The organism is Tateyamaria armeniaca, from assembly GCF_045797845.1.
Taxonomy (GTDB): Bacteria; Pseudomonadota; Alphaproteobacteria; order Rhodobacterales; family Rhodobacteraceae; genus Tateyamaria; species Tateyamaria armeniaca.
The window spans coordinates 3,281,276-3,293,153 of sequence record NZ_JBHDIY010000002.1 but is presented as its reverse complement, the minus strand read 5'-3'; the positions used below and the strand labels follow the sequence as shown (position 1 = coordinate 3,293,153).

Here is an 11,878-nt window from a genome sequence, read left to right as displayed (position 1 = left end):
AGAGTTTTCTGGGCGAGATGAACCATGGGATCCTACTCTGCCGCCACCCGTGTTTCGGGGTAGAGGGCGGCCTTGAACGGGGCGAGGCCAATGCGCTTGTAGGTGTCAATGAACGCCTCCTCAGCATCGCTGCGCAGATCAAGGTAGGTGTCCACGATCCGTTCCACCGCTGGCACAATCTCGTCCGCGGAAAAGCCGGGGCCAACCCGGTCGCCGACCTTGGCCGCCTCGGTGTGATCGCCGCCCAGCGTGATCTGGTAGTTTTCCACGCCCGCCCGGTCGAGGCCAAGGATGCCGATATGGCCCACATGGTGGTGCCCGCAGGCGTTGATGCAGCCCGATATCTTGATTTTCAGCTTGCCGATGTCGTGCTCGCGCTTGAGATCGTCAAAGGCGGTCGCAATCTCTTGCGCGACGGGAATAGAGCGGGCCGTGGCCAGCGCGCAATAGTCCATTCCGGGACAGGCGATGATATCGCTGATCAGACCCACATTGGCGGTGCCCAGCCCTTCGGCGCGCAGCGCGGAATAGATCGAAGGCAGATCCGCCTTGTGGACATGGGGCAGGATCACGTTCTGTTCGTGGCTGATGCGGATTTCATCGTATCCGTAGCGTTCTGCCAACCCCGCGATCAGGCGCATCTGCGCGGCAGAGGCATCGCCGGGCGTGGCCCCATGGGCCTTGAGGCTGATGGTCACGATGGCATGATCGGGGTGTTTGTGCGCGGTAAGGTTGGTGTCGGACCAGCTGCGGAAGGCGGGATAGTGCTGGCGTGCGTGATCGTAGGCCGCCGTGTCGCCGTCGCGGAATGCGGGGGCGGCAAAATGCGCTTCGATCTCGTGCAGCATCTGCTGATCCACGCCGGTGAAGGCCTTGCGGGTCTGTTCGAACCGCGCCTCGACCAGACGGCGGATTTCGTCGATGCCGTGCTCGTGCACAGTGATCTTGATGCGCGCCTTGTACTTGTTGTCGCGCCGCCCGATCTGGTTCCAGACCGACACGATAGCCTCAAGGTAAGGGAGCAGGTCCGCCTGCGGGAGAAAATCATTGATCACCTTGCCGATCATGGGTGTGCGGCCAAGGCCACCACCCACGATCACTTCGAACCCTGGCGTACCGTCGTGTTCCACCATGCGCAGGCCAATGTCATGCGCCTTTGTCACGGCGCGGTCATTGGGCGAGCCTGTGATCGCAATCTTGAACTTGCGCGGCATGAACTGGAATTCGGGGTGATCGGTGGACCACTGGCGCAGCAATTCTGCCACCGGGCGCGGATCGGCGATTTCATCCGCCGCGGCCCCGGCGAAATGGTCTGCGGTCACGTTGCGGATCGTGTTGCCGGAAGTCTGGATGGCGTGCATCCCCACCTCGGCCAGCGCGTCCAGCATGTCAGGCACGTCTTTCAGCTCGGGCCAGTTGTACTGGATGTTCTGGCGCGTGGTGAAATGGCCATAGCCCTTGTCCCAGCGTTCGGCCAGATCGGCGAGCTTGCGCATCTTGGCAGAATTGAGCGTGCCATAGGGGATCGCAACCCGCAGCATATAGGCGTGCAGTTGCAGATAGAGGCCGTTCATCAGGCGCAGGGGTTTGAATTCATCCTCGGTCAGCGCGCCCGAGATGCGGCGTTCGACCTGGGCGCGGAACTGTGCGTTGCGCTGCGCCAGGAACGCAGTGTCGAATTCGGAATAGCTATACATCAGCGCAGCTCCACTTGTTTGCCATGGGCGTAGTTGGACGGACCGGTGGCACGGAAATCCTCACGGAAATGAACGGGTTGCGGGGTGTCATTTTCGACTTTGACGTCGGCCAGATAGGCGCCAACCACTTCGTCAACCTGCTGGCTGGCTTCGATCAGGCGCAGATCGGCGTCGGCCTCATCGGTCAGCACTTCGGCCTCGGCCAGATCACGGGTCCAGCCGGTTGCGGTCTGGTAGATCACGTCGCCTGCAAGAAGGTGATTGGCGGTGACGACTTTGGGGGTGAACGGCTTGGACATTTATCGTGCCTCCTGCGCGTGTTGCGGGATGGTGAGGTCGGGGATGGCGGCCACGGCATTGCGCGGGGCAAGACCGATGAAGGTGAGGGCAGGGCCGGTGAGGCCCGCATCGCTGATTGTCGGCTCCATCTCGGCCACGGTGGTGGACAGAACGCGCTGGTCGGCGCGGGATGCGTTTTCGATCACTGTGACGGGGGTGGCCGGATCAATGCCGTGCATCAACAAGCGGCCCTGAATGAAGCGGGCAGATTTCTTGCCCATGTAGATGGCGGCGACTTCGCCCTCCTTGGCGAGGCTCGCCCAGTCATGGGCGGCGAACCCTTTCATGTCGTGGCCCGTCAGGAAGCGCACGGAAGTGTTGCGCCCTCGCTTGGTCAGGGACTGGCCGATAGAGGCGACGGCGGCCGAAGCGGAGGTGATGCCGGGCACGATGTGCCAGTCGAGATTGGCGGCTGTCACAGCGTCGATTTCTTCGTCCAGACGGCCAAAGACAGTGGCATCGCCCGATTTCAGACGCACAACCTGCGCGCCTTTCTGTCCATGTTCGACAATCAGATCGTTGATCACCTCTTGTGGGGTGGAGGGGCCAAAGGCCTCTTTGCCCACATCGATCATGGTCGCCTCGCGCCGGGCGAGTTCGAGGATCTCGGGGGAGATCAGGCGGTCGTAGATCACCACATCCGCCTCATCGAGCGCCTTGCGGGCCTTGAGGGTCAGCAGTTCGGGATCGCCGGGCCCTGCGCCGACAAAGGCGACGTGACCCTTGCGGGTGTCCTTCATTAGGTGATCAGCCAGCAGCGCGTCGAGCGCGGGCTGCACGGCCTCGACCCCGTCGGCAATCGCCTTGGGGCCGGCGTTGAAATAGTAATCGCGCCAGAAATCGCGGCGCGCACGGCCAAAGGGCAGGGCGTCAGCAGCGCGGCGGAAGGCTTTGCCGACGCGCGCGAGGGTGCCGAGCGAGGGGCTCAGTTTTTCTTCCAGATCGGCCTTGATAGCGCGGGCGAGCACGGGCGCGGCCCCTTCGGTGCCGATGGCGATGGTGACGGGGTCGCGATCAACAATGGCCGGGGTGATGAACTGGCTGTCGGCGAGGTTGTCCACGATATTGACGAGCGCGCCATCTGCATGGGCGATGGCGGCGGTGCGCGTGTCCTCGGCCTCGTCCTCGTCGGCGGCGTAAAACAGAGCGGCGCACATCGCATCCCCCGGCTCCATCGCGCGGCGGATCAGGGTCAGCTTGCCTGCCTTGGCCCAGCTTTCGATTTCAGGTGCGGCATCGGGTGCAAAGACAGTCAGATTGGCCGTGGTTTTCATAAGCAACCGCAATTTGGCCAACGCGGCATCGCCGCCACCCGACAGCACAATCCGCCGCCCGGCGGTGTTCAGAAAGATCGGAAAGTGGTTCATGGCTTTGCCCTCGGGTGGCTGTTTCCTGTCTTCAATATAGAACATTGTTCTGGAATGTCGCCATATGCAGGCGTAGATAAGGATGATTGTTCTGTTTGCCTGCGCAGCCGGAACACCCGTCCGGGAATACAGGAGAGAATGGAATGGCCGTTCGCATAGATGACGTGGATCGCAAAATTCTGGCCGAGATGCAGCGCGATGCGAGCCAGTCGCTTGACGAAATTGCCAAGGCTGTGGGGTCCTCAAAGACGCCGGTGTGGAATCGCATCCGCAAGCTGAAAGAGGCGGGTGTGATCGGTCAGCAGACTGTGTTTCTGGACGCCGAGGCGCTGGGATTTGAGGCGTGTTTCTTTGTCCTGATCCGCACGTCGGAACATGAGGCTGATTGGCAGGCGCGGTTTTTGAAAGCCCTGCGCGACCGCGCCGAAGTGCAGGAGGCACACCGGTTGGCAGGTGACATCGACTATATCCTCAAGGTGCGGGTGAAAAACGCGCGTGCTTATGACGCGTTTTACCAGGCGCTGATCTCGGAGGTGCGTGTGTTCAATGTGACCGCGCTTTTGTCGATGGAAGAGATCAAGTCTTCGGCGATGCTGCCTTTGGAGACGTGATCAAAAGGAGCGCTACCGCGCATTGTTTGTTCTGAAATCTGCGCGGCGACGCCATATTGCTGACGCAGCGCCGGTTGGGGCCTTAGGGATGTTTTGCTGAGAGGCCGTTCAAGGCGCGTTGCGTCTTAAACAGACCTGTTCGAGGGTGATGCGAGTCGCGCCCGCGTCAAGGACATGCGGCGCAAGCGCCGTCGCTGCGCGATCCTGGACCCGGTCCCGACTCACGTTTGCGACACGATCAGTGCGTCGAGTTTGTGGAAGTGGTAGCTGTCTGAGAACATTGGTTCTTTTGTGATCCTCAGATCGGGCGCATGGGCGAAGAGGGCAGGCAGGGCGATCTGCATTTCGAGCCGCGCCAGAGGGGCGCCGACGCAGAAATGCAGGCCCCCGCCAAAGGCCAGATGCGCAGGTTTCTTGCGGTCGGGATCAAATTGGTGCGGATCGGCAAAGACAGCAGGATCGCGCCCTGCCGCCCCCAGCATCAGGGCGATCTCGTCTCCCGGCTCCATCACATGCCCGCCCACTTCGACCCGCTCATAGGCATAGCGCGTGAACATGTGCAGCGGTGGGGTAAAGCGCAGCAATTCCTCGACTGTGCCCTCGATCCGGGCGGGCCCAAGCGCATCTGTCGTGCCTGTTTCAATCAGGCATTTGACGGCATTGCCAAGGCTGTGCACCGTCGCCTCGTGCCCTGCATTGAGCAGCAGGATCACGGTGCCGATCATCTCGTCCGGGCTTAACCGTTGCGCGCCGTCCTGCGCGGCAATCAACTCGCTGATCAGATCGTCGCCCGGGGCGCTGCGGCGCCCTTCAATATAGCCGCGCAGGAAATCGGTGAATTCAGCCGCCGCCGTGTTGGCGGCCTCCTCGATCGTGCGGGTGCGCCCTGCCTGATACATCGCGACCATTGCCGACGACCAGCGCAGCAGGTCCGGGGCCATCGCCTCTGGCACGCCCAGCAAACGCGCAATCACGCGCACGGGCACAAGCTGGCAATAGGCCGGGATCAGATCGAATGCACCGTCCGGCAAATCGCCGAGAAGGTCATCGCAGATGGCGTGGATGTCCGGCGCCAGCCCTGCAATCCGGCGCGACGTGAACGCGTGCAGCACAAGGCGGCGCAGACGGGTGTGGGCAGGGGGTTCGAGTTCCAGAAGCGAATGCCGCTCGACTAGATCAAAGGCCGCGAGGTGGTCCGGCACAGGTTTGCGCTTGTCATCCGGCACAGCGCGGCCCAGCCGTTTGTCGCGCAACAGCGCATGAACCGTGGCGTGATCAAAGGCCGCCAGCATCCCGTAGTCCTGCCAGAACACCACCGGCCCCTGCGCGCGCGCCTGATCGTAAAGCGCATAAGGGTCTTGGATGAACGCGGGGTCGTGCGGGGATTGGATCAGCATGGCCCAGATGTCTCAGGCGCGCACCGCCTTGGCAAGGGGGAAGGGCAGGCATAGAGTGCAGCGATGGTAGACGGGTTTCTCAGACGCACTGTGGTGGTGCTGGGTTTTGTGGCGCTGGTGGCGGCGGCGGCAACAGGCGTGTGGCGCTATGGCTATTTTCAGGCGCTGGACCAGCTGGCACGGCAGGGGCGGGCGGATCTGGCACTGGCCAGCGACCGCCTGACCGGGCAATTGCAGCGCTACCGCGAACTAGCCGTGCTGGTGGCCGGACACCCGCAGGCGCGCGCCGCTCTTACCGGGGCGGACGCAGGCGATATCGATGCCCTGCTGCTCGACATCGCGGACAAGGCAGCCGCCGAAGACATCCGCCTGACGGATGTCACGGGCGTCACTCTCGGGCGCGCCCGCCCGGATGCCGACAGCATTCCCACCGCCCCGCTGGTGCGCCGCGCGGCCCATGGCGCGCTTGGCTGGGGCAATGGGCGCACCGATGAAGGCGACCGCGTCTTTGCCTATGCCGCGCCTGTGTTTGATGCACGCTCGCAGGTGTTGGGGGCGGTGGTTGTCACCGCGAACCTTGCGGGGATTGAGCTTGATTGGGTCGGGTCCAATCCGGCCGTGTTCTTCACCAATGCCGCCGACCAGGTGTTCATCACCAACCGGTCCGAAATCGTATTCTGGGAACGCCCCGAGGATGCACCGGGCCTTGTGCCCGCGGACGGGCCTGCGTTGCCCTTTGACAGCTACATGGTGGGCAAACACGAGGTTTGGCAGATGGGCTGGGGGCCGTATCTGCCGCAAAACGCGCTGCATCTTGTGCGCCCCTTGCCGGTGATCGGCATGACGGGCGAGGCGCTGGTCGATGTCTCTCCCGCCCGGCGGCTTGCGACCCTGCAGGCGGCGGCGGTTGCGGGGCTGTGCCTTGCCTTCGGGGCGCTGTTGTTCCTTGCGACCGAGCGGCGGCGCACGCTGGCCGAGGCCAATGCCCAGCTTGAGGCGCGTGTGGCTGAGCGCACGGCGGCGCTTCTGGCCTCCAACACCGAATTGCGCCGCGAGGCGGAGGTGCGCGAAGCGGCGCAAACGGCGCTGAAACAGGCGCAGGCCGATCTGGTGCGCGCAGGCAAGCTGAGCGCGCTGGGGCAGATGAGTGCGGGGCTGGCCCATGAATTGAACCAGCCGCTGATGGCGATCCAGACTTTTGCCGAGAACGCGGTGGCCTTTCTGGATCGGGACAAACCCGCGCGCGCGGGCGAAAACCTCAACCGCATTTCGGACATGGCGCGGCGCATGGGGCGCATCATCAAGAACCTGCGCGCCTTTGCCCGGCAGGAAAGCGAACCGGCAGCCCGCGTCGATCTGGTCGAGGTGCTGCAAAGCGCAGTTGAACTCACGACGCCTCGGATACGGCGCGAGGATGTGACGCTGGAATTTAGTCCGCCCAGTACCCCTGTGTGGGTGTCGGGGGGCGAGGTGCGGTTGGGCCAGGTTTTTGTCAATCTGATCTCGAACGCGGTGGATGCGATGGCCGGATGTGATGAGCGCGCATTGCGCATCACCTTGGATGGCCCCGTGGTCACGGTCGAGGATACCGGCCCGGGCATCGCCGCACCCGAACAGATCTTTGATCCGTTCTATTCCACGAAAGAAGTCGGCACTTCCGAAGGCATGGGGCTGGGCCTGTCGATCTCTTATGGCATCGTGCAAAGCTTTGGCGGCGACATCCGGGGGCGCAACACGGCGCAGGGCGCGCAATTCGTGGTGGCCCTGACCCCATGGGCACAAGAGGCCGCAGCATGAGCGCGCGTGTGCTGGTCGTCGATGACGATGCGGCGGTGCGCGAGGCACTGGCGCAGACCCTCGAACTGGCGGATCTGCAACCCCTGACGGCCGGGTCCTTCGTTGTGGCCAAGGATCACATCGCCGCTGATTTCGACGGGGTGATCCTGTCCGACATCAGGATGCCGGGGCGGGATGGCTTTCACCTGCTGGCCCATGCCCGCAAAGTGGATGAGGACTTGCCGGTGATCCTGCTGACGGGTGAGGGCGATATCCCGATGGCCGTGCAGGCGATGCGCGACGGGGCCTTTGGGTTTCTCGAAAAACCGTGTGCGCCCCGTGACTTGCTGACTGTTCTTGAACGTGCCCTCAAGACCCGAGCGCTGGTGCTGGAAAACCGCCGCCTGCGCGATCTGGTGGAAAGCGGTGATCCGGCGGCGCGGATGCTGTTTGGGCAATCTGATGCAGCCGAAGGCTTGCGCGCCCGCGTGCGCCGTGTCGCCACGCTCGAAACCGAAGTGCTGATCACCGGCGCACCGGGCACAGGCATTTCCAAAGTGGCCGAGGTGATCCACCTCAGCTCTTTGCGCTCAAAAGCGCCGTTCGTGAAGCGGGCCGCCGCCGATCTGGGCCCGCATGATCTGGCCGAGGCGCTTGAGGCCGCAGCCGGGGGCAGCCTGTTTCTGGACGAGGTGTCGCATCTGCCCGCCGCCAGCCAGTTGACCTTGCTTGAGGGGCTTGAGGAAGGACGCCCGGCGCGCCTTCTGGCGGGCAGCACGCGCGATCTGCGCGCCGCAGTGGAAGAGGGCGCGCTGAACGGTGATCTCTATTACCGCCTTGAGGTGATGCCCGTGCGCATCCCGTCCTTAAGTGAACGGCCCGAGGATATCCCGGTGCTGTTCCGCCACTATGTCGCGCAAGCCGCCGAACAGGCAGGGCTGGTCGTGCCCGAAGTCGGCCCCGATCAGGCCGCCGCCCTGATGGCGCAGGACTGGCCCGGAAACGCGCGATCCCTGATGAGTGCGGCCATGCGCTTTGTGCTGGGGATGCCCGAAGACGGGTTCAAAACCTCGGCCCTCGGGTTGGCCGAACAGATGGCGCGGGTCGAACGGTCGTTGCTGATCGCGGCTCTGGGGCGGCAGAACGGTCAGGCCAGCGAGGCGGCGAAGGCGCTGAAACTGCCGCGCAAAACCTTCTATGACAAACTGGCGCGTCACGGGATTCGGGCAGAGGATTACCGACGCTAACACTGTGCGGAAATCCGCACACTATTGGCTGCACACGTGCGAAATTCCGCGCAGATCACCCATGCGCGCGCGAAAATACTCTGAAGACATGCCAGCAATGCATTGAAAACGCTCAGTTTACCTGCCGCGCCATACCCCTCCAAAAATCATCCTTTGGCACGCTGACAAAAACTTGATCATATAAACGGGACGCCGCGCACTGTGCGCGTGGCGCAGCAATGCAAACATAATCTCTGGGAGGAGACCCTGATGAAATTCATGACCGCTGCCGCAACGGCATTGGCCCTGACTGTAAGCGCTGGCGCTGTTGCCGCTGCTTGCGACGATGGCGAGATCGTTATCAAGTTCAGCCACGTGACCAACACCGACAAGCACCCCAAGGGGATCGCCGCGTCGCTGTTCCAGCAACGTGTGAACGACGAAATGAACGGCAAGGCCTGCGTCGAAGTCTTCCCGAACTCGACCCTTTATAACGATGACCAGGTGCTTGAGGCGCTGCTGCAAGGCGACGTTCAGATGGCTGCACCGTCCCTGTCGAAATTCGAGCAGTTCACCAAAGTGTTTCGCATTTTCGATCTGCCCTTCATGTTCAAGAACATCGCGGCTGTGGATGCGTTTCAGAAATCCGAGTCCGGCGAAGCGATGAAAGCGTCGATGACGCGTCGCGGTCTGCTGGGCCTCGAATTCTGGCACAACGGGATGAAGCAGATGTCGGCCAACAAGCCGCTGAACCTGCCCACGGACGCCGCTGGCCTCAAATTCCGCGTGCAGCCTTCGGATGTGATCAAGGCGCAGATGGAAGCGATTGGCGTCAGCCCGCAGCCCATGGCGTTCTCCGAAGTCTACGGCGCGCTGCAAACCGGCGTTGTCGACGGTCAGGAAAACACATGGTCCAACATCTGGGGCCAGAAGTTCTTTGAGGTGCAGGACGGCATCACAGAAACCAACCACGGCATCATCGACTACATGGTCGTGACTTCCACCGACTGGTGGGACAGCCTTGATGCGGACGTGCGCGACCAGCTCGCCACCATCCTCGAAGAAGTCACCGTTGCACGTAACGCGGAATCCTCCAGCGTGAACGACGCAGCCAAGGCCTCGATCATCGAAGCAGGCGGCGAAGTGCGGACACTGGATGCTGACACCCGCCAGATCTGGGTCGATGCGATGAAACCCGTCTGGTCGCAGTTCGTGGACGATGTAGGCCAGGACAACATCGATGCAGCCCAGGCGATCAACGCCGGCTTCTGATCAACCTGTGATCTGAAACACCGCCCGATCCCCATTGCGGGGGTCGGGCAACCTTGTGCCGCCAATGCGCGCACTATGGGAGGGGAGCCCCATGTCATCCAGCTACAAGCCGAAAACGGCCCTTGGCCGCGTCGTGAACGAGATCGAAGAGACAGCCATCGCGCTGATCCTCGCCGCCATGACGATCCTGACCTTTATCAACGTCGTGTTGCGCTATGGCTATCAGACCGGCCTCACCTGGGGTCTGGAGGCGGTGAGTTTCCTTTTTGCCTGGCTGGTTCTGTTCGGGGCCTCTTATGCGGTCAAGGTCACGGCCCATCTGGGCGTGGATGCGGTCATCAACCTGTTTTCCCCGCCCGTGCGCCGCATCCTTGCGCTGATCGCCGCAGCCGTTTGCCTGTTTTACGCGATGCTGCTGATGAAAGGCGCGTGGGATTACTGGGCACCTTTTGCGGGCTTTGACGTGACGTCCGGGCGCTGGTTCCCGACAGGCTTCACGCCAACCCGCGATCAGGCGTGGTACGAAGTGCTCGAAGTGCCGATGCTGGAATGGTTGCGCTTTATCGAGCCGATCATGAACGAGGGCGAAACTTACGAGAAAATGCCCCGCTTCATTCCATATGCGGCCCTGCCGGTTGGCATGGCGCTGCTGTTGTTCCGGGTGATCCAGGCCACAGTCCGCATCGCCACCGGAGAGGCGCAAAGCCTGATCGTCAGCCACGAGGCCGAAGAAGAGGTCGAGGCCGTCAAACACATGAACGAAGGCGCCTAAATCATGGAAGTTGCAATTCTTTTTGCCCTCGTCGTCGGGTTGATGCTGATTGGCGTGCCGATAGCTGTGTCGCTTGGCATGTCCTCGATCCTGTTCCTGCTGGTGCTGAGCGACACGTCGCTGGCCTCGATTGCGCAGACGCTGTTTCAGGCGATGGCCGGACACTACACGCTGCTGGCGATCCCGTTCTTCATCCTTGCCTCGACCTTCATGTCGACGGGCGGGGTGGCACGGCGGATCATCCGGTTCTCCATCGCCCTCGTGGGGCACTATCCCGGTGGTCTGGCCATCGCGGGTGTTGTGGCCTGTATGATGTTTGCGGCCCTGTCGGGGTCAAGCCCGGCCACCGTGGTCGCCATCGGCTCCATCGTGATCGCGGGCATGCGGCAGGTCGGCTATACCAAGGATTTTGCCGCAGGCGTCATCGCCAACGCAGGGACCCTTGGCATTCTGATCCCACCCTCCATCGTGATGGTTGTCTATGCCTCCGCAACGGACGTCTCTGTGGGACGGATGTTTCTGGCCGGTGTGATCCCGGGCCTGATGGCCGGATCCATGCTGATGATCACCATCTATGTCATCGCCCGCGTGCGCAATCTGCCGAAAGGTGACTGGCTGGGCTGGGGTGAAGTGTGGAAATCGGGCCTTGCCGCATCGGGCGGGCTGTTCCTGATCGTGATCATTCTTGGCGGTATCTATGGCGGCATCTTTACCCCGACCGAGGCGGCCGCGGTTGCGGCGGTTTACGCTTTCCTGATCTCGGTCTTTGTCTATCGGGACATGGGCCCGCTCAAGACGCCCGAGGGGGAGGCGAACCATTCGCTGATGTCCAAACCCTGGGCGCTGGTCACCGCGTTTTTCCACCGCGATACCAAGAATGCGCTGTTTGATGCAGGCAAGCTGACCGTGACGCTGATGTTCATCATCGCCAACGCCCTGATCCTGAAACACGTGCTGACGGATGAGCAGATCCCGCAAAAGATCGTCGGGATCATGACCGATGTGGGCTTTGGCCCGATCACCTTCCTGATCATCGTGAACGTGATCCTGCTGATCGGTGGTCAGTTCATGGAGCCGTCAGGCTTGCTTGTCATCGTGGCACCCCTCGTGTTCCCCATCGCCATCGAACTGGGGATCGATCCGATCCATCTGGGTATCATCATGGTGGTGAACATGGAGATCGGGATGATCACGCCGCCGGTGGGTCTGAACCTGTTCGTAACCTCCGGCGTGGCAAACATGCCGATGATGTCGGTGGTGCGTGCCGCGCTGCCCTTCACCGCCGTACTCTTCGTGTTCCTGATCATGGTGACCTATATCCCGATCATCTCGACATGGTTGCCGACGCTGATGATGGGGCCGGAGATCATCGTGAACTGATTTCGCCTGCGGCGTGCGGGGCAAGGGGGGCGCTGCCCCCT

General features: G+C 62.3%; 10 protein-coding genes. 6 read left to right on the top strand and 4 right to left on the bottom strand.

The window, feature by feature from the left end; all coding sequences use genetic code 11:
* Positions 1 to 32 precede the first annotated feature (32 nt).
* The 3 genes from ACERZ8_RS16760 to cysG are packed head-to-tail and all read right to left on the bottom strand — an operon-like array spanning position 33 to position 3,403.
* The gene (locus ACERZ8_RS16760; protein ID WP_407593291.1) at positions 33 to 1,697 is read right to left on the bottom strand and encodes a nitrite/sulfite reductase; all 1,665 of its coding nucleotides are present in this window, start codon (positions 1,695 to 1,697) and stop codon (positions 33 to 35) included.
* Positions 1,697 to 1,996 carry a DUF2849 domain-containing protein gene (locus tag ACERZ8_RS16755; protein WP_407593290.1) on the bottom strand — a complete coding sequence of 100 codons (300 nt, stop codon included), beginning with the start codon at positions 1,994 to 1,996 and terminating at the stop codon, positions 1,697 to 1,699. The genes ACERZ8_RS16760 and ACERZ8_RS16755 overlap by 1 nt, the downstream gene beginning before the upstream one ends.
* Positions 1,997 to 3,403, bottom strand: a complete 1,407-nt coding sequence (gene cysG, locus ACERZ8_RS16750; RefSeq protein ID WP_407594297.1) for a siroheme synthase CysG — start codon at positions 3,401 to 3,403, stop codon at positions 1,997 to 1,999.
* 143 nt (positions 3,404 to 3,546) lie between these two features.
* Here cysG and ACERZ8_RS16745 point away from each other — a divergent pair, with 143 nt between their 5' ends.
* A complete protein-coding gene (locus tag ACERZ8_RS16745; protein WP_407593288.1) occupies positions 3,547 to 4,014 on the top strand; it encodes an Lrp/AsnC family transcriptional regulator in 468 nt (155 codons plus the stop codon).
* 221 nt (positions 4,015 to 4,235) lie between these two features.
* Here the strand turns inward: ACERZ8_RS16745 and ACERZ8_RS16740 are convergent, their stop codons facing one another.
* On the bottom strand, positions 4,236 to 5,411 hold the full coding sequence (locus ACERZ8_RS16740) for a cytochrome P450 (RefSeq protein WP_407593287.1): 1,176 nt from the start codon (positions 5,409 to 5,411) through the stop codon (positions 4,236 to 4,238).
* A 63-nt stretch (positions 5,412 to 5,474) separates the two neighbouring features.
* On the opposite strand from ACERZ8_RS16740, the gene ACERZ8_RS16735 reads away from it, so the two are divergent.
* The 5 genes from ACERZ8_RS16735 (at position 5,475) to ACERZ8_RS16715 (ending at position 11,837) form a co-directional block, all read left to right on the top strand.
* Positions 5,475 to 7,208, top strand: coding sequence for an ATP-binding protein (locus tag ACERZ8_RS16735; protein WP_407593285.1), 1,734 nt, complete (start codon positions 5,475 to 5,477; stop codon positions 7,206 to 7,208).
* Positions 7,205 to 8,434, top strand: a complete 1,230-nt coding sequence (locus ACERZ8_RS16730; RefSeq protein ID WP_407593284.1) for a sigma-54-dependent transcriptional regulator — start codon at positions 7,205 to 7,207, stop codon at positions 8,432 to 8,434. The genes ACERZ8_RS16735 and ACERZ8_RS16730 overlap by 4 nt, the downstream gene beginning before the upstream one ends.
* Positions 8,435 to 8,683: 249 nt before the next feature.
* A complete protein-coding gene (locus ACERZ8_RS16725) occupies positions 8,684 to 9,685 on the top strand; it encodes a DctP family TRAP transporter solute-binding subunit (RefSeq protein WP_407593283.1) in 1,002 nt (333 codons plus the stop codon).
* Positions 9,686 to 9,776: 91 nt separating this feature from the next.
* Positions 9,777 to 10,457, top strand: a complete 681-nt coding sequence (locus ACERZ8_RS16720) for a TRAP transporter small permease (protein WP_407593282.1) — start codon at positions 9,777 to 9,779, stop codon at positions 10,455 to 10,457.
* Positions 10,458 to 10,460: 3 nt separating this feature from the next.
* The gene (locus ACERZ8_RS16715; protein ID WP_407593280.1) at positions 10,461 to 11,837 is read left to right on the top strand and encodes a TRAP transporter large permease; all 1,377 of its coding nucleotides are present in this window, start codon (positions 10,461 to 10,463) and stop codon (positions 11,835 to 11,837) included.
* Positions 11,838 to 11,878 lie beyond the last annotated feature (41 nt).

Excerpts from the sequence above, each read along its gene's own strand:
- ACERZ8_RS16725 (WP_407593283.1), top strand. The coding sequence starts at position 8,684 with ATGAAATTCATGACCGCTGCCGCAACGGCATTGGCCCTGACTGTAAGC.
- ACERZ8_RS16755 (WP_407593290.1), bottom strand. The coding sequence starts at position 1,996 with ATGTCCAAGCCGTTCACCCCCAAAGTCGTCACCGCCAATCACCTTCTT.
- ACERZ8_RS16760 (WP_407593291.1), bottom strand. The coding sequence starts at position 1,697 with ATGTATAGCTATTCCGAATTCGACACTGCGTTCCTGGCGCAGCGCAAC.
- ACERZ8_RS16740 (WP_407593287.1), bottom strand. The coding sequence starts at position 5,411 with ATGCTGATCCAATCCCCGCACGACCCCGCGTTCATCCAAGACCCTTAT.
- cysG (WP_407594297.1), bottom strand. The coding sequence starts at position 3,403 with ATGAACCACTTTCCGATCTTTCTGAACACCGCCGGGCGGCGGATTGTG.
- ACERZ8_RS16745 (WP_407593288.1), top strand. The coding sequence starts at position 3,547 with ATGGCCGTTCGCATAGATGACGTGGATCGCAAAATTCTGGCCGAGATG.
- ACERZ8_RS16735 (WP_407593285.1), top strand. The coding sequence starts at position 5,475 with ATGGTAGACGGGTTTCTCAGACGCACTGTGGTGGTGCTGGGTTTTGTG.
- ACERZ8_RS16730 (WP_407593284.1), top strand. The coding sequence starts at position 7,205 with ATGAGCGCGCGTGTGCTGGTCGTCGATGACGATGCGGCGGTGCGCGAG.
- ACERZ8_RS16715 (WP_407593280.1), top strand. The coding sequence starts at position 10,461 with ATGGAAGTTGCAATTCTTTTTGCCCTCGTCGTCGGGTTGATGCTGATT.
- ACERZ8_RS16720 (WP_407593282.1), top strand. The coding sequence starts at position 9,777 with ATGTCATCCAGCTACAAGCCGAAAACGGCCCTTGGCCGCGTCGTGAAC.